Raw genomic sequence first — 15,883 nt, 5'->3', positions numbered from 1 at the left:
GGTACGCTCAGTCTGGGAAAGCGAGCTTCGGCAGGAACGTCACGATCTGCGGATACTCCGTGATGATGAAGACCGCAGCGAGCAATAGCACGAAGAACGGGAAGGCCGCCCGCGCGACCGTGAACGTATCGCGGCCGCTCATGTTCTGGAGCACGAACAGGTTGAACCCCACCGGCGGCGTGATCTGCGCCATTTCGACGTGGATGATCAGATAGACGCCGAACCAGACCAGGTCGAGGCCGGCCTGCCTGACCATGGGCAGCACGATGACAGCGGTCAGAACGATCATCGAGATGCCGTCGATCAGGCAACCCAGGATGATGTACATGATGCTCAGATACAGCGCCAGCATGCTCGGCGTGAGCTGCTGGCCCTGGACCCAGGTGGCGAGCGCGGCCGGAATCCCCGTATAGGCCATCGCCGCCGTGGTGTAGGCCGCGCCTGCCAGGATCAGCATGATCATGCAGGTCAGGCGCGTCGCGCTCATGATACTCTCGAGGAAGTTCTTGCGCGTGAGCGTGCCGCTCCACCAAGCCAGCAGCAGCGCGCCGGAAACGCCCCAGGCCGCGCATTCCGTCGCCGTCGCAAAGCCGAGAACGAGCGACAGGAACACCGCCAGGATCAGCAGCAGGCAGGGCGCGAGCTTGGCGGACTCGCGCAGCTTCTGCCGGAGCGGCATCGGCGGATCGCGCGGCGGAACCTTTGTCGGGTTGAGCAGCGACCAGATGATGATGTAGCCGGAATAGAGCGCGATCACGAGCAATCCCGGCAGGAAGCCGCCGAGAAACACTTGAAGCACGGAGACGTTCGCCGTGACGGCATAGACCACCATCGGAATCGACGGCGGGATCAGCAGGCCGAGCGTGCCCGAGCCCGCCAGCGATCCGAGGCTCAGGCCCTTGTCATAGCCGCGCTTGTCGAGCTCCGGCAGCGCGATCTTGCCGATCGTCGCGCAGGTCGCCGCCGACGAACCCGACACCGCCGCGAAGATGCCGCAGCCGATCACGTTCACATGTGTCAGCCGTCCCGGCAGCCACTGCACCCAGGGCGACAGGCCGCGGAACATTTCCTCCGACAATTTGGTGCGGAAGAGAATCTCTCCCATCCAGATGAACAACGGCAGGGCCGCCAGTGTCCAGGATGAGCTCGCGCTCCAGGTGGTGGTCGCAAGCACGGTGCCGAGCGGCAGGCTCGTGGTGAGCGCCATCGCCACGAAGCCGACCAGCCCGAGCGAGACCGCGATCCAGACGCCGCTTCCCAGCAGCAGGATCATGACGCCGAGCAGGACGAACGACAGCTCGATCATGCCGAGACTGGCCATGGTCAGCCCCCACCGCCCTGCGAGATGCGTTCGACGAACTCTTCCGGAGTTTCGTCGGGCGAGCCCTTCTCGTAGCTCGGACGGTTGCCGCCGATGACGTTGACCATCTCGTCGATCAGCGCGATCGAGAGGATCACGAGGCCGCCGGCGAAGCCGAGCTGGGGAATCCAGAGCGGAAGCGCGACCACGCCCTGCGCCACGTCGTTGAAGCGCCAGGAATCGTAGGTCATCTGCACAGCATGACGGGTGAAGTAGAGAATGAAGACAGCGGCAATGCCGAGCGCCACGACCTCCGCGATCTGCTTGGTCCGCCCGTGCAAGCGCTCCAGCAACAGGCCGACGCGGATCATCTCTCCGCGCTTGAACGTGTGAGCGAGGCCGAGGAACGCCATCGCCGCCATGCACCAGGACGCAAAATCATCGCCGGCGGGAATGTTGAGCGCAAACTGGCGCCCGACCGACATCACCATCATGATTGCGAAGATCGCGACCAGGAAGACGCCCGCGGCATAGCCCGCGCCGAGATAGAGGAGGTCCAGCGCGCGTCGTACCGGTCCCTGAGTCGCTACATCGTCCTCTGCCAACGCGATCCCCATCCTCACACGATGCGACTCGACGGACCGATAGCATCCGACTGCCGGTCCTGTTTGAATATCGCCCTGCCCAACGCCTGTCTTTCAGACGTTAGATCAACATGATGGGGCCGGTGCAAGCAAGGTCTATGCCGGCTGGCAGGAGAATTTCTACCGCGGGTTTAGTGCGTCTCGAGCCGCAGCCCGTCATAGGCCGGCACCACGCCAGGGGGCAGCGACTGCCGGATAACCTCATAATCGACGTCGGCGGTCATGTTGGTGATGACCGCGCGCTTCGGCTTGAAGCGCTCGATCCAGGACAGCGCGTCGTTGATGCTGAAATGGCTGACATGGCCGGTGTAGCGCAGGCCGTCGACGATCCAGAGATCGAGATTTTCCAGCGCCTCCCAGCTCTCGCGCGGGATATCATTGAGATCAGGCGTGTAGGCCGCATCCCCGATGCGGTAGCCGAGCGCGGGGATGTTGCCGTGCTGCACCAGAAAGGCGGTCATCGTCACCGCGCCGCCCTTCCCCAGAATGGTCTGGCTTTCTCCCGCCTCGATCGAATGCCGCGTCAGGATCGGCGGATAATCGCTGCCCTCGGGCGAGATGAAGCAATAGGAGAACCGCGACAGGATGTCCTTGGCGGTCGACTGGTTGAAATAGGTTGGAATGCGCCGGCGCATGTGCATGACGACCGAGCGCAGATCATCCATGCCGTGGGTCTGGTCGGCATGTTCGTGCGTCAGGAACACCGCGTCGATGTGGTCGACATTGGTCGAGAGCAATTGTTCGCGCAGGTCCGGCGAGGTGTCGATCACGATGCGTGTCGTGCCATGCTCGGACGTCCGTTCGACCAGCAGCGAGCAGCGGCGACGGCGGTTCTTGGGATTGTTGGGATCACAGGCGCCCCAGCCGAGCGCCGGGCGCGGCACGCCGGCGGAGGAGCCGCAGCCCAGGATCGTCAGCGTCAGCGTCATGTGGCTCCCAGTCTCAAGCTTTCACCTTCGAGAACAGGCGGAAGAAGTTTTCGCTGGTCTGGCGCGAGATCTCGTCGAGCGACACGCCGCGCGTCTCGGCGAGCACCTTTGCGACCTCGACCACGTAGGCCGGCTCGTTGCGCTTGCCCCGAAATTTGCCGGGCGCAAGATAGGGCGAGTCTGTTTCGACCAGGATACGATCGGGCGGCAGTTCGGCTGCGATCGCGCGTAAGGTCTCCGATTTCTTGAAGGTCAGGATTCCCGTGAAGCCGATATAGAGCCCGAGCGACACCGCCTTCAGTGCCAGCTCGCGCCCGCCCGTGTAACAATGCAGGACGGCGCGAAACGATCCCTTTGCGGCCTCCTCTTCCAGGATGCGCGCGCAGTCCTCGTCGGCCTCGCGGGTATGGATCACCAGCGGCAGTCCGGTGGTGCGGGCGGCGGCGATGTGGGCGCGAAAGCCCCTCGCCTGCGCCTCCGGCGAGCCGTTGTCGTAGAAATAATCGAGCCCGGCCTCGCCGAGCGCGACGACCTTGGGATGCTGGGTCAGCGCAATCAGCTCATCCAGCGCGATGCCGTCCTCCTCGTCCGCATGATGCGGATGGGTGCCGACCGAGCAATAGACGTCGTCATAGCGCTCCGCGATGGCGAGCAGGTCCTGCAGCCGCCGGACCCGCGTCGAGATCGTGACCATGCGGGCGATCCCGGCGGCTCGCGCCCGCGACACGATACCGTCGAGATCTTCCGCAAAGTCCGGAAAATCCAGATGGCAATGACTGTCGACCAGCATCGTGCGAACGCCTTCAGGCCGCCGGCTCGACGTAGCGCGGGAACGCCGGCATCGGCGCCGGCAGCGTCGAACCGGGCGCGATGCGCTTGGCGCCGCCGAGCATGTCAAAATTGCGCTCGGCTTCGGGGATGCCGAGGCTGTCGAGCAGCTTGCCGGAGGCGGTCGGCATCGCGGGCTGAGCCAGGATCGCAATCTGACGCACGACTTCGGCGGTGACGTAGAGCACCGTCTTCTGCCTGGCCGGATCCGTCTTGGCGAGCGCCCACGGCGCTTCACCCGCAAAATAGCGGTTGGCCTCCGCGACCACGGCCCAGACGGCGTTGAGCCATTGATGAATCTGCTGCGTCGCCATGGCTTCACGCGAGGCAGCGATCATGCCGTCGGCCATCGCCAGGATCGCCTTGTCGTTGTCGCTGAACTCGCCGGGCTCGGGCAGCACGCCGCCGAGCTGTTTTGCGATCATCGACAGCGAGCGCTGCGCGAGATTGCCGAGATCGTTGGCGAGATCGGCGTTGATGCGCGCGACAATCGCCTCGTGATTGTAGTTGCCGTCCTGGCCGAACGGCACCTCGCGCAAGAAGAAGTAGCGCAACTGGTCGACGCCGTACTGGTCGGCGAGGTTGAAGGGATCGACAGTGTTGCCGACCGACTTCGACATCTTCTCGCCCCTGTTGAACAGGAAGCCGTGGGCATAGACCCGTTTCGGCAGCGGGATGCCCGCCGACAAAAGGAAGGCCGGCCAATACACCGCATGGAAGCGGATGATGTCCTTGCCGATGACGTGCACGTCGGCCGGCCAATAGCGCCAGTTCTTGTCGCTCTCATCGGGGAAACCGACGCCGGTGATGTAGTTGGTCAACGCATCGACCCAGACATACATCACGTGCTCTTCGTCGCCGGGCACCTTCACGCCCCAATCGAACGTGGTGCGCGAGATCGAGAGATCGCGCAGGCCGCCCTTGACGAAGCTCACCACCTCGTTCTTGCGCGAGTCCGGCCCGACGAAGTCGGGCTGATCCGCATAGAGCTTGAGCAGCTTGTCCTGGTACTCCGACAAGCGGAAGAAATAGCTCTTCTCCTCCACCCATTCCACCGGCGTGCCCTGCGGCCCCAAGCGCACGCCATCGTCGTTCACACGCGTCTCGTCCTCGGCGTAATAGGCCTCGTCACGGACCGAGTACCAGCCCGAATAGGTGTCAGCGTAGATGTCGCCGTTCGCTTCCATGCGGCGCCAGATCTCCTGGCTGGAACGGTGATGCTGCTCCTCGGTGGTGCGGATGAAGCGGTCGAACGACACGTCCAGGCGCTCGTCCATCTCTCTGAAGCGGCCGGCATTGCGCGTCGCGAGCGCGGCGGTGGACATGCCTTCGTTCGCCGCCGTCTGAATCATCTTCTGACCGTGCTCGTCGGTCCCGGTCAAAAAGAACACATCCTTGCCGTCGAGCCGCGCAAAGCGCGCCAGGGCGTCGGTCGCGATCGCCTCATAGGCATGACCGATATGCGGGCTACCGTTGGGATAGGCGATCGCGGTGGTGATGTAGAAGATGTTGTCGCGCGCGGCGGCAACCGCAGGCGCGGCAACGTGCGCAGAAGCGACGGGCTTCGGCGAACGAGGAGCCTTTGGCTTCGGCGCCTTTGGCTTCTCAGGCGTCACGACGGGAGTCGGTGCGGCGGTCACGGCAGGCGCAGCCGCATTTTTCGCGACCTTCTTCGCCGGAGCCTTGGCCGGCTTTTTGGCAGCTTTCTTCACCGCCTTCTTGGCGACGACCTGCTTCTTCGCGGCCTTCTTTGCGGCGCCCTTCTTCACGCTCTTCTTGACGGCAGCCTTCTTGGTCTTCTTGACCTTCTTGGCAGCTTTGGCCGCGCGCGCCTTGGCCTTTTTCGCGGCTTTCTTGACGGCCTTCTTCGCAGCCTTCTTGCCGCTCTTGCGTTTGACGGATTTCTTAGCTCGCGTTGCCACCACGAATTCCTTTACCGGCTTCTCGAATTTTGGAAACGGCTCGGCGTTCCGTTATTGTTTTGCGCATGATCTTTCGGAAAACCGCTGCGCACTTTTCCGGATCATGCTTTAGCGCGTTGCGTCCGCCAGCCAGCCGAACACCGAGAAAACCAAGGGCTTTCGCTCCAGATTGTAGGTTTCGGTGTCGCGCGCGGCGCGGACGATCTTTTCCCATACCTCAGCTAGCCGCGCAAGGCGCGGCAGGTTCTGGTTGGCATTGGCCTCATCCGCATGCAGGCGCTCCGCAATCCAGCGGTCGATGCCGTCGATGAAGGCCGCAAGCGCCACGCGGTCGCTGGTGCCGAGCGAATCGCCGAGCGTGTGCAATTCGCGCGGATCGACCTGCGGCAGGCGCGCGAGCAGCGCCGCCGTGCGCTGCTGAAGCTTCAGGGCCTCGCCACCGAGCAACGTCAGCGTCCGTGCGACGCTGCCCTCGGAGGCCTCGGCCGCCTCGCGCAGCGCGGCATCGTTCGGATCGAGCTCAGCCGCCGAAGCGGCGGCGCCGATCACATCGTTCGTGGTGAGCGGCCGCAGGCGCAGCTTGCGGCAGCGCGACTGGATCGTGGCGAGCACCCGCGCGGGCGCGTGGCTCAACAGCAGGAACAGCGATTGCTGCGGCGGCTCCTCCAAGATCTTCAGAAGCGCGTTGGCCGCGTTCGGATTGAGCTCGTCGACGGTGTCGACGATGCAGACGCGCCAGCCTTCGGCCGCGGCGGTCGAGCCGAAGAAACCGATCGTCTCGCGCGTCTCGTCCACGGTGATCACGGTGCGCATCACGCCGCGCTCGTTGGCGGTGCGCTCGAGCGTCAGCAGGCCGCCATGCGAGCCGGCCGCCACCTGCCGCGCCACGGCGTCGTCGTGATCGATCGCAAGGCTTTCGGCGCGCTGCACGGCCGGCGCCAGCGGCTGCGCATGGGTGAGCACGAAGCGCGCCATGCGATAGGCCAGCGTCGCCTTGCCGATCCCCTGTGGCCCGCCGATCAGCCAGGCATGCGGAATGCGTCCGCTGCGATAGGCATCAAGCAGCGCGGCCTCCGCCTCGCGATGGCCGAACAGCTGCGACGTCTCGCGCGGATGCGGTATGGCGGTTTCGCGCTCGGCCTGACGCGGGCTCATACCGACACCACTGACGCAGGCGTTGGCAGCAGGCGCTCGCGCAGCGCCGTCCAGACGCGCGCGGCGACCGTGTCCGGATCGGAATTGGCGTCGATCAGCACGCAGCGCGCGGGATCCTCCGCCGCGATCTTGCGATAGGCTTCGCGGAGGCCCTGGTGAAAGCTGAGCTTCTCAGCCTCAAACCTGTCGGGCGTGCCGCTGCCGCGGCGCGCGGCGGCACGTTGCAGGCCGATCTCGACCGGCAAATCGAGGATGATGGTGAGGTCCGGCTTGAGGTCGCCGATCGTCACCCTTTGCATCGCGTTGATCAGGCCATCGGGCACCTGGCCGAGGCTGCCCTGATACGCCCGCGTCGAATCCGCGAAGCGGTCGCACAGCACCCAGACGCCCTGGCTCAGCGCCGGCTGGATCACGGTGCGGACATGGTCATCGCGCGCGGCGGCAAACAGCAGCGTCTCGGCCTCGGGGCCGAGCAGCTTGCCCATGCCCGACAGCACCAGATGACGCATGATTTCAGCGCCCGGCGAGCCGCCCGGCTCCCGCGTCACGCGGATGCGCAGCTTTGCCGCCTTCAGGCGGTCGGCGAGCTTCTTGATCTGGGTCGACTTGCCCGTGCCCTCGCCGCCTTCAAAGGTGATGAAGCGTCCCCGTCCGGACGGTCGCTGTGCAGCGCTCTCACTCATGATCAGAGCTTCTCGGCGCCTGCGCGGAACATGCCGATCACGAGCTCGCTGGCGCCGTCGATCGCGCGGCGCATGGTCGAGCCGGTGCCGATCGCCTCCGCGGCATAGACCGGCGTCTCGACCGCGATGTTGCCGCTGCGCCAGACCCTGACCACGCCGACCCGCTGGCCGGCCTCGATCGGCGCGCGCACCGGGCCACTATAGACGATGCGCGCAATCAGCTTGTCGCTGCCGTTCTTGTGCACCATCACCTTCACAGGGGTCTTGGCGATGAGCTTGACCGACCGGCTCTCGCCGCCGAACACCTTGGCGTAGCCGACCGGCTGCTCGGCTGCGATCAGGGTGCGGGTCTCGAAATTGCGAAAACCCCATTCCAGCATCTTCTTGGCTTCCGTGGCGCGGTCCTCGGGATCGTCAAGTCCGTTGACGACGACGATCAGCCGCGTGCCGTTCTGCACGGCGGAGCCGACCATGCCGTAGCCGCCTTCCTTGGTGTAGCCGGTCTTCAGGCCGTCAGCGCCCTCCATCGAATTGAGCAGCGGATTGCGGTTTTGCTGGCGGATTTTGTTCCAGGTGAACTCCTTCTCGCCGAACAGTTTGTAGAATTCGGGGAAGTCCAGGATGATGTGCCGGGCAAGCATGCCGAGCTCGCGCACCGTCATCTTGTTGCCGGGATCGGGCAGACCGCTGGAATTGGCGAAGGTCGACCTGGTCATGCCAAGCTCGCGGGCGCGCTTGGTCATGAAGTCGGCGGCAAAGATCCGCTCATTGCCCGCCATGGCTTCGGCCAGCGCGATGCAGGCGTCGTTGCCGCTCTGGATGATCGCGCCGCGCAGGAGATCGTCGACCGAGACCTTGCTGTTGATGGCGGCGAACATGGTCGAGCCGCCCGAGGGGGCCCCGCCTCTGCGCCAGGCATTCTCGCTGATCCGATACTCGTCGTTCAGCTTGATGTCGCCCTTCTTGATGGCATTGAAGACGACCTCCGCGGTCATCAGCTTCATCATGCTCGAGGGCGCGCGCAGCTCGTCGGCGTTCTTCTCGAACAGCACGCTGCCCGAGGAGGCTTCGATCAGGATCGCGGTCGGGGCATCGCCGTCGAAGCCGGCATCTTCCGCTTTCTTGCCGCCCTGGACGCTCTGGTTGGCCGCATGGAGCGCCCCGCCCCAGCCGATGGCCGCTGCCAAAACCGTCGCGATCAGCCCGCGCGCCAGCGTTCCGGCGGTGAGCCGGTTGCGACGAAGCAAAGGAAGACGAAGTGCCATGGCGAAGCCCTGAGAGAGGCGTTCTAACAGCTGGAACAGATGCGAACAACACGCGGTTGGACGCTTGTCGCCGAGATTGCACGATTCTCGCTGCGCCCCTATCGTGACGCCTCATGTTTTTCGACCAAACCCCTGAAAAAAGGCGGAAAAGCGAATGCCCTCAACCCGCATGATCAAGTCCAACGGGGTCGAGCTGTTCGTCCGCGAAGCCGGACAGGGACCGCTTGTAGTGCTGTGCCATGGCTGGCCGGAACTGTCCTATTCCTGGCGCCACCAGATCCCGGCAGTCGCCGAAGCCGGGTTTCACGTCGTCGCCCCCGACATGCGCGGCTATGGTCAGAGCGCGGCACCACTCGATATGAACGCCTACTCGATCTTCGACACGGTCGGCGACGTGGTGGGCCTCGTCCAGGCGTTCGGTGAGACAAAGGCGATGGTGGTCGGCCACGATTGGGGTGCACCGGTCGCCTGGCACGCGGCGCTGTTCCGGCCGGACATCTTCACGGCGGTCGCGGGCCTGAGCGTGCCGCCGCCGTTCCGGGGCCGCGGCAAGCCGCTCGACCTGCTGCGCCAGGGCGGCGTCACCAACTTCTACTGGCAGTATTTCCAGACGCCCGGCGTCGCCGAGGCCGAGCTCGAGCGTGACGTCGCACGCACCATGCGCATCGTCCTCGGCGGGCGGGGCCTCGCCGATCCCACCGCGGCCATGTTCGTGCAGGAGGGCAAGGGCTTTCTCGGCCACGCGGGCGCCGACGAGCCGCTGCCTGGCTGGCTCAGCGAGGCAGACCTGGCCTATTTCACCGAGGCCTTCCGCAAGTCCGGCTTCCGCGGCGGGCTCAACTGGTATCGCAACATCGACCGCAATTGGGAGCTGACCGCGCCTTGGCAGGACGCGCAGATTCACCAGCCTTCCCTCTTCATCGCAGGCTCGAAGGACGCCGTCATCACCGGCCTGATCGGGGCCAAGCGGGTCAACGAGCTCGAGCGCGTGCTGCCCAATCTGAAGCGCAAGCTGATCATCGAGGGCGCCGGCCATTGGGTGCAGCAGGAGCGGCCCGAAGAGGTGAATGCGGCGCTCGTCACGTTCTTGAAGGAGAGCGCGGCTCAGTAGAGGCCGCGGCCGCTCAGGATGCTGCGGGCCTCGGCGGCGCCATCGGTCGATGCGGCCGCGCTGTCGGCGGCGTAGCGACCGTCCTCGCCATAGGACACCGCGCGGGCGTTCTGGAGCGCCCGGCCCCGGCTGCGGCTCGAAGCCGACATCTCCGAGGTAGCATTGAGCGAAGCCATATCGGCCGAGGTACTGCCGAGATTGTATGGCCGCCCCTCCGGCATCGGGACCTCGCCGCGAATGGCACCGCGGGCCGAGGACGGCAGCTCCGGCACAAACGGCTTGGCCGAGGCGACCCGGACCATCGAGGGCGACGGCGCCGGAACGCCGGTCCGCAGGGTCGCCAGAAGCTGGCGGTCGTCGGAGCCTTCGAGCGGAGCCCGGCCGACATATTCGACGCGGACCTTGGCGACGCCGTTCCCTTTGAATTCAAGGAGTTCGGCAGCCTTATTCGAGACGTCGATGAGGCGGTTGCCGTGATAAGGCCCGCGGTCATTGACGCGGACGATCAGCGACTTGCCGTTCGAGACGTTGGTCACCCGCGCATAAGACGGCATCGGCAGGGTCGGATGCGCCGCGGTCAGCGAGGTCATGTCGAACACTTCGCCATTGGCGGTCAGGCGGCCGTGGAAACTGTCGCCGTACCAGGAGGCCATGCCCTCAGCTCGGTAGTTGACGTCCTCCTCCGGCACGTAAGTCCGGCCCGCCACGACATAGGGCTTGCCGACGCGGTAGGTGCCGCCACCCTTCGGAACCGGATCGCCGAAGGCCACCACCCGCGGGCTCGAGGACACGCCGTATTTCGGGTCGACGCGGCTGGCGAACTTGTTCGAGGAAGCGCAGTTGGCGAGCGCAAGGCAGGTCGCGACCGCCGCAACACCGCGCGCGGCTCGCAAAACCGAATCTGACCGATGGATCCCCATGCGCCCCAAATACCACTTTGCCGGAGGCGTACCCAACCCGCTTTGGCTACGGGAGCGCTGTCCGGTCATCTCATCCGAGGCGGCCCACCACCGTCTCGGAAGCGGTAACGATAACGCAACCCGAACGCGGCGGAAATGGGGAGCCCACGGCGATCACGCCGGGATGGTAAACGAGACGTTCGCATTTTTCCGTTGTTCTACGGGGCGATGGCCCCCGCACTGTGCCAGTGCCGGACAGTCTGTTGCGCCAAATCCTCACTCCACCCCCATTGTCGCGCCGCTCACCGAAATTCTTTTGACTGTGCAAGGCCGCCCGCGTTCTCTCGGATGCGAGGGCGGGATTTGGAATTTAACGATGATCGAGACGGTTTCGGCACTGATGGGTCTGGTAAGCGCGGGGATCTTCCTGGCCCATGCGTTCGAGGGTTACCGCACGAGGGCCTAAAGGCACTCGCGCGGACGGCAAGCATCACCTCTTTCAAAGCGGCGCGTTCGGACGGTCTTGGTCGATCCACTCGCGCATCGAACACGAGAGCGGCAGGTGTCCCATGCGTAATCATGACCTCGTATCCGATGGCTTCCTGGCCTTGACCGCCGGCGGCTTGGTGCTGCTCTGCTCGAGCCTCGTCGCGCTGGCGTTTGCCTGAACCGCACGTCCGCCTGTCCAACACGGGTTCTCTCCATTGCGGCGCAGCAGGCGCGGCTGTCCCCGCTCCCATTCAGTTGATTGAATTATTGCGTTCGGCGCCTCGACCAATTGCAAGAGGCCATCACCAACGAGGGTGACGCAAATGCTTGCCGAGAAGTTCTTCCTGGTCTTGGAATCCCTGATCCGCGGCAACCGCACCTATCCGGATGGAAGTCCCCGGGTCATCAGCACCTCCCCGCATGTGCCGGTCAGGCTGCCGTCAGCGAAATAACCGGCGCGTCCGCCAGCCGCCGAAATCCGCCGCTCAGCGCAGGCCCAACAGCGAGCGGCGGTAGAAGCCGCCGCGGGCCTCGTTCTGGCAGACGAAGCTGCCGTCGAAGCCCTGGCCGTAGCGCTTCTGCCCCTTGCGGTAATAGACGCCCTTGCCGAAGTCGAGCCAAACCACCTTGTCGCGCGGGCAATGACGCTGGGCCTGCGCCTCGTATCGAAACGGCGTCAGCGGCGTCGCCGAGACCTCGGCGCCACCTGCAGCGACCAGCATGGCGCCGGCGCATGCGATTGCGCCGGACCATTTGCCAAAGCTGCCCCGTGACATGCCCCCACCTCCCGCTCGCCGCCGTCTCCGGCGGCTGGCACGGTAGCACAAAACGGCACAGCCCGCGGAAGGCGGCAAGCGCGCCGAATGAACGCAGCAGCGGGTGTCATTGCCGGTCCGCTTCGAGCTGCGCCAGCGCCTGGTGCAGACATTCCTGAAGCCTCTGCGCGACCTGCTCGCGCGCGATCCCCTTGCCTGCGAGATCGCCCGCCACCTTGCCGACTACATCGTCCATCGTCCGGCTCTCCAGATGGTCCGTCACCAGCGCAGCCGCGTAGCCTGCAGCGGCATCGCCACTGAGCCCGAGCTGGCCTGCGGCCCAAAGCCCGAGCAGCTTGTTGGACCGCGCCGTGGCCTTGAACATCAATTCCTCGTCGTGGGCGAATTTGGCTTCAAAGCCCCGCTCGCGCTTGTCGAACGTGGTCATGGTCAGCTCCATTCTGCGTCGCTGATGAGGATCGCACTTGCTGGGAGCGAACGTATCCATGGTTCAGGTCACTTTTGAGCTTCCTCCCGGAAGCGAAGCGCCGTCAAGCCTGCCGATGGGAAGCAGACACCCAAGCGGCATTGGCGGCCGACAATCAAATGCAGGCCGCCAGCAGATGCGATTTTTTGGTAATTGCGCGGCTAAGCGCGTTCGCTCAGCCCTTCGCCGCCGCCGCTTCGCGCGCCAGCCGCTCGGCCTTCAGCCGTTCCTTGTTGGCATAGAACGCCTTCTGCGCCGCTTCGTGATCGCGCATGGCCTTCTCGGCCTCGATCCGCCGAGCCGCATCGCGAGCGTGGCGCTGTTCGGGAGTCAGGGGTTTGCGTCGGAAGGAAAGGTCTTCAGTCATGCTGAATGAACGTGGCCGTGAGGAAAAAGTTCCGCATGGTCCTTTTCGAGACTGTCGGCCGCAGGCATAAAAGTTGTCTGAAAACAACCCCATGCACAGTAGCTAAGTTCCTCTAGCACAACGCTTTTCTCAATGAGGGCCAGAGATCCGCACTCCGGTCGCTGGAACCGTTAGATCGCGATGTCCGCGATCACGGGCAAATGGTCGGAATAGGCGCGCGCCGCATGGTCGGTCCAGACTTTCTCGATCCGGCTGTCACGCGTTGCGTAGATCCGGTCGAGCCGCATGAGGGGCAAGCGCGATGGGAAAGTCCGCAACCGCGTCCGGTTCGGGCAGGCCTGCGCGAGCACGCGCCGCACCGATTTCACCCAAAACCAATCGTTGAAATCGCCGAGGACGACGGTCCTTTCCGGCTTCACCAGGCTCACCACGGCCTGAGCCTGCGCATAACGCTCGTGGATGCTGAGGCCGAGATGAGTGGCGACCACGCGGACGTCGCCGAAAGGCGTCAGCAATCCCGTCGCGATCGCCCTGCGCGGCTCCCGCTCTCGATACGACACGTCTACGATCTCGGGCACGCTGGAGAACGGAAAGCGGCTCATGAGCATCTGGCCGTAGTCACCGTCCTCCGTGACGATCGACTTGGCATGAACGCGATGATCGCCGACGACGCGCGCCAGCTTCGCGAACGGATCGTCCGACCGCGATCGGGAATCCACCTCCTGGAGCGCGACGACATCCGGCGACCATTTGCGAATGATGGAGCAAACACCTTCCAGATCGAACGTCGGATTGAGATTGAACGTGCCGTGCACGTTCCACGTCATGAAGCGCATCGGCGCCATCAGCGCCTCCCGGCGAGCCACGTCGCGAGGAATTGAGCGCCCGCACAGACGCCGAGCCAGCCCAGAAATGCCAGCGTGAGCAGCAATACGCTGCTCCAGGACGCATTCCTGGCCAGATCGGCGATCTGCGCTCCCAGAACGGCCATGGCGAGAATGCCGGGCATCATGCCCAGCAGCGTTCCAACCAGGAAATCACGGAGCGGCAGCGTGCTCGCGCCAGCCGCGACGTTCACCAGCGAGAATGGTGCGATCGGAATCATCCGGATGACGACGACGGCCAGGATTCCCTTGCCGACAACGCGCTCCTGGATGCGCGCCGCACGGCGTCCCAGCAAGCGCTGAAGGCGCTCTCGGCCCAGGAACCGTCCGATCGCAAAAAGGAGGAGCGCGCTGAGCAAGACGCCCGCCATTGCGGTGACGAAACCCAGCCAGGGCCCCAGGGCGGCGGCAGTCGCAGCAATGAGCACGAGAACCGGAAAGATGACCAGCCCGCCGACGACAAAGGCCGCAATTGCGAATGGCGGTCCCCAAACGGACTGCGAATAGGCAGACAGGAACGACGAGATCCGGCCCGTATCGGCGTAATCGCTGAGGGACGTGTACGACCAGGCCAGCGTCAGTCCAAGAAGCGCCAGCGCGATCGAGGCGATCCCGATGATCGTCTTCGTGCTCCACATGCGCGATGCCGCCCGCTCGAGATGAAGAGGCAGCTCAGGGTCCGCCACCGGCTGAACCAGGGTGGCCAGCGTGCTGGTCAGAACCGAGGACTCCACTTTTCGCAGCGTCTTCGCCCCACCCTTTTTCGACACCTGGTCCAGCAGGGCGAACAGCCGATGCTCGTTTTGCGTGACGGCCTGCTCGTCGAGACCGCAGAAATGAGCGATGAGCCGACGGCGGACCGAGGCGATGAAATCCCGATGCTGCTCGGATTCAGCTTCAAAGATGAGGTCGCATTCGCTGTCGGCGCCCATGGAACGATTGTTCAGATTGGCCGAGCCGATCCGCAAGATCCTGTCATCGACGATCATGAGCTTGCTGTGCACCATCACCGCGGCTTCCTTATTGCCGCTGCGGGAGATCGGATAGACGAAGCGGATGCGATCGGCCACGCCAGCTGCGCTGAAGCAGTCGATGAAGGCGCCACGGCCGTTCTGCATGGCCTGGGACTCAAGCCACGAGGAATGCAGTTTCGGAGCGACGACCAGAACCCGAAGCGACGGCACGCGACACATCTGCTCCGCGAGTTCGTGCGCCATCCTGGTCGCGCTGGTGAATTGATTTTCGATGTACACGAAGCTCGTTGCCGACCGGATCGCCGCAATGAAGGAGCGTTCGACCTCCTTGATGGTCGATCCTGCGGGACAGACCACCTCGGTCCGGGCGATTCCGACCGGCAAGTGCTCGGCCTCGACAGGCACGTTCGCCGGCCAGCGACCGTTCCTCGGTGCGCGCCGTTCATCGGACTGTTGGCCTGCCGCACGCCAGCGTTGCTCCGCGAGGGCGAACAGCTGCTCCGCAGCATCCCCGTCGACCAGGCACTGAACGTCGTGAAACGGTGGATATGGCTTGCGCTGAGGGTCGCAGCGCATGGCATTGTCGGCGCGGTGGTCACTCGTGTCCCAGCGCCGGATCGTCAGATCGAGGCCGCCGACGAACGCCAGTGATCCGTCGACACAGACGATCTTCTGGTGTTGCGCCGAACCAAACGGAAGCGTGGCGTCAAGATGAAACCGGACGCGGCCATCGGTGTCGGCAGTGAATTTCGCCGCGGAACTCCACTCTCTCTCGGAAGCGTAGAACGAGACGAAGTCCCAGACGAGAATGTTGATGCGCAAGGCGGGCCGGCGCTGCACCAGGACGCGTAGGAAGGGACCAAGCTCGTCAGGCAGGCCATCATCGGCACGTCCGGAAGCTCCGACCAGACGTGTCCTGCTATGGATGTCCCATCCGACGATGTAGACGACATCCTGCGCCTCCAGCAGTGCCTCCCGCAGGGCGGCGAAATAGGCGGCGGCATCATTCAGTACCGCCACGCGCCGCGCCTTGCACCGCCGCCAGACGGTGTCGCCGGGAGTGAGTGTCGATGCGCTCTGAAGCAGGTGGACCTCGCAATTCGCGTTTGCGTCTAAACGCGCTGGAGGCTCAAGGGGTTCCAGGCGGTCAACGGCTGCGGTTCGATGCGAATGCCGAATGTCCGGCGCCCA

16 protein-coding genes are annotated in these 15,883 nt (G+C 64.6%); 2 read left to right on the top strand and 14 right to left on the bottom strand.

Annotated elements, in window-relative coordinates:
- Window positions 1–7 precede the first annotated feature (7 nt).
- The 8 genes from I6F16_RS00350 to I6F16_RS00315 form a co-directional block, all read right to left on the bottom strand.
- Window positions 8–1,321, bottom strand: coding sequence for a TRAP transporter large permease subunit (locus I6F16_RS00350; RefSeq protein ID WP_035999234.1), 1,314 nt, complete (start codon window positions 1,319–1,321; stop codon window positions 8–10).
- Window positions 1,322–1,323: 2 nt separating this feature from the next.
- On the bottom strand, window positions 1,324–1,917 hold the full coding sequence (locus tag I6F16_RS00345) for a TRAP transporter small permease (RefSeq protein WP_225112889.1): 594 nt from the start codon (window positions 1,915–1,917) through the stop codon (window positions 1,324–1,326).
- Between the two features lie 158 nt (window positions 1,918–2,075).
- Complete coding sequence (locus I6F16_RS00340) at window positions 2,076–2,873, bottom strand: MBL fold metallo-hydrolase (protein WP_035999229.1); 798 nt, start codon at window positions 2,871–2,873, stop codon at window positions 2,076–2,078.
- Window positions 2,874–2,886: 13 nt separating this feature from the next.
- On the bottom strand, window positions 2,887–3,663 hold the full coding sequence (locus I6F16_RS00335) for a TatD family hydrolase (protein ID WP_225112891.1): 777 nt from the start codon (window positions 3,661–3,663) through the stop codon (window positions 2,887–2,889).
- A gap of 13 nt (window positions 3,664–3,676) precedes the next feature.
- A complete protein-coding gene (gene metG / locus I6F16_RS00330) occupies window positions 3,677–5,623 on the bottom strand; it encodes a methionine--tRNA ligase (protein WP_074448020.1) in 1,947 nt (648 codons plus the stop codon).
- Between the two features lie 108 nt (window positions 5,624–5,731).
- Window positions 5,732–6,778, bottom strand: coding sequence for a DNA polymerase III subunit delta' (locus I6F16_RS00325; RefSeq protein ID WP_225112892.1), 1,047 nt, complete (start codon window positions 6,776–6,778; stop codon window positions 5,732–5,734).
- A complete protein-coding gene (tmk, locus tag I6F16_RS00320; protein ID WP_225112893.1) occupies window positions 6,775–7,461 on the bottom strand; it encodes a dTMP kinase in 687 nt (228 codons plus the stop codon). Before tmk ends, I6F16_RS00325 begins: the two co-directional genes overlap by 4 nt.
- Before the next feature lie 2 nt (window positions 7,462–7,463).
- Window positions 7,464–8,726 (bottom strand): D-alanyl-D-alanine carboxypeptidase family protein, encoded by a 1,263-nt coding sequence (locus I6F16_RS00315; protein ID WP_225112894.1) that lies wholly within the window; start codon window positions 8,724–8,726, stop codon window positions 7,464–7,466.
- Between the two features lie 154 nt (window positions 8,727–8,880).
- Between I6F16_RS00315 and I6F16_RS00310 the strand changes: the two genes are divergently transcribed.
- Window positions 8,881–9,837 carry an alpha/beta hydrolase gene (locus I6F16_RS00310; RefSeq protein WP_225112895.1) on the top strand — a complete coding sequence of 319 codons (957 nt, stop codon included), beginning with the start codon at window positions 8,881–8,883 and terminating at the stop codon, window positions 9,835–9,837.
- On the opposite strand, the gene I6F16_RS00305 is transcribed toward I6F16_RS00310, so the two are convergent.
- A complete protein-coding gene (locus I6F16_RS00305) occupies window positions 9,831–10,757 on the bottom strand; it encodes a septal ring lytic transglycosylase RlpA family protein (RefSeq protein ID WP_225112896.1) in 927 nt (308 codons plus the stop codon). The genes I6F16_RS00310 and I6F16_RS00305 overlap by 7 nt on opposite strands.
- Before the next feature lie 791 nt (window positions 10,758–11,548).
- Here I6F16_RS00305 and I6F16_RS37945 point away from each other — a divergent pair.
- Window positions 11,549–11,677 carry a hypothetical protein gene (locus I6F16_RS37945; RefSeq protein ID WP_260347296.1) on the top strand — a complete coding sequence of 43 codons (129 nt, stop codon included), beginning with the start codon at window positions 11,549–11,551 and terminating at the stop codon, window positions 11,675–11,677.
- A gap of 33 nt (window positions 11,678–11,710) precedes the next feature.
- Here the strand turns inward: I6F16_RS37945 and I6F16_RS00300 are convergent, their stop codons facing one another.
- From I6F16_RS00300 to I6F16_RS00280, 5 genes are all read right to left on the bottom strand, one after another.
- Window positions 11,711–12,001, bottom strand: a complete 291-nt coding sequence (locus I6F16_RS00300; RefSeq protein WP_036031443.1) for a hypothetical protein — start codon at window positions 11,999–12,001, stop codon at window positions 11,711–11,713.
- Between the two features lie 106 nt (window positions 12,002–12,107).
- Window positions 12,108–12,428 carry a DUF1476 domain-containing protein gene (locus tag I6F16_RS00295; RefSeq protein ID WP_225112897.1) on the bottom strand — a complete coding sequence of 107 codons (321 nt, stop codon included), beginning with the start codon at window positions 12,426–12,428 and terminating at the stop codon, window positions 12,108–12,110.
- A 214-nt stretch (window positions 12,429–12,642) separates the two neighbouring features.
- A complete protein-coding gene (locus I6F16_RS00290) occupies window positions 12,643–12,834 on the bottom strand; it encodes a hypothetical protein (protein WP_035999201.1) in 192 nt (63 codons plus the stop codon).
- Window positions 12,835–13,004: 170 nt separating this feature from the next.
- Complete coding sequence (locus tag I6F16_RS00285) at window positions 13,005–13,679, bottom strand: endonuclease/exonuclease/phosphatase family protein (RefSeq protein ID WP_057029206.1); 675 nt, start codon at window positions 13,677–13,679, stop codon at window positions 13,005–13,007.
- Complete coding sequence (locus I6F16_RS00280; RefSeq protein ID WP_225112898.1) at window positions 13,679–15,712, bottom strand: VTT domain-containing protein; 2,034 nt, start codon at window positions 15,710–15,712, stop codon at window positions 13,679–13,681. Before I6F16_RS00280 ends, I6F16_RS00285 begins: the two co-directional genes overlap by 1 nt.
- Window positions 15,713–15,883 lie beyond the last annotated feature (171 nt).

This window comes from Bradyrhizobium sp. IC4060 (assembly GCF_020193715.1).
GTDB classification, from domain to species: domain Bacteria; phylum Pseudomonadota; class Alphaproteobacteria; order Rhizobiales; family Xanthobacteraceae; genus Bradyrhizobium; species Bradyrhizobium yuanmingense.
The sequence above is the reverse complement of the archived record's forward strand: the minus strand, read 5'-3'. Positions and strand labels throughout refer to the sequence as shown.

Coding starts and splice junctions, on each gene's coding strand:
- I6F16_RS00310 (WP_225112895.1), top strand. CDS start 8,881: ATGCCCTCAACCCGCATGATCAAGTCCAACGGGGTCGAGCTGTTCGTC.
- I6F16_RS00315 (WP_225112894.1), bottom strand. CDS start 8,726: ATGGCACTTCGTCTTCCTTTGCTTCGTCGCAACCGGCTCACCGCCGGA.
- I6F16_RS00295 (WP_225112897.1), bottom strand. CDS start 12,428: ATGACCACGTTCGACAAGCGCGAGCGGGGCTTTGAAGCCAAATTCGCC.
- I6F16_RS00285 (WP_057029206.1), bottom strand. CDS start 13,679: ATGGCGCCGATGCGCTTCATGACGTGGAACGTGCACGGCACGTTCAAT.
- tmk (WP_225112893.1), bottom strand. CDS start 7,461: ATGAGTGAGAGCGCTGCACAGCGACCGTCCGGACGGGGACGCTTCATC.
- I6F16_RS00345 (WP_225112889.1), bottom strand. CDS start 1,917: ATGGGGATCGCGTTGGCAGAGGACGATGTAGCGACTCAGGGACCGGTA.
- I6F16_RS00340 (WP_035999229.1), bottom strand. CDS start 2,873: ATGACGCTGACGCTGACGATCCTGGGCTGCGGCTCCTCCGCCGGCGTG.
- I6F16_RS37945 (WP_260347296.1), top strand. CDS start 11,549: ATGCTTGCCGAGAAGTTCTTCCTGGTCTTGGAATCCCTGATCCGCGGC.
- I6F16_RS00350 (WP_035999234.1), bottom strand. CDS start 1,321: ATGGCCAGTCTCGGCATGATCGAGCTGTCGTTCGTCCTGCTCGGCGTC.
- I6F16_RS00300 (WP_036031443.1), bottom strand. CDS start 12,001: ATGTCACGGGGCAGCTTTGGCAAATGGTCCGGCGCAATCGCATGCGCC.
- I6F16_RS00305 (WP_225112896.1), bottom strand. CDS start 10,757: ATGGGGATCCATCGGTCAGATTCGGTTTTGCGAGCCGCGCGCGGTGTT.
- I6F16_RS00325 (WP_225112892.1), bottom strand. CDS start 6,778: ATGAGCCCGCGTCAGGCCGAGCGCGAAACCGCCATACCGCATCCGCGC.
- I6F16_RS00335 (WP_225112891.1), bottom strand. CDS start 3,663: ATGCTGGTCGACAGTCATTGCCATCTGGATTTTCCGGACTTTGCGGAA.
- I6F16_RS00290 (WP_035999201.1), bottom strand. CDS start 12,834: ATGACTGAAGACCTTTCCTTCCGACGCAAACCCCTGACTCCCGAACAG.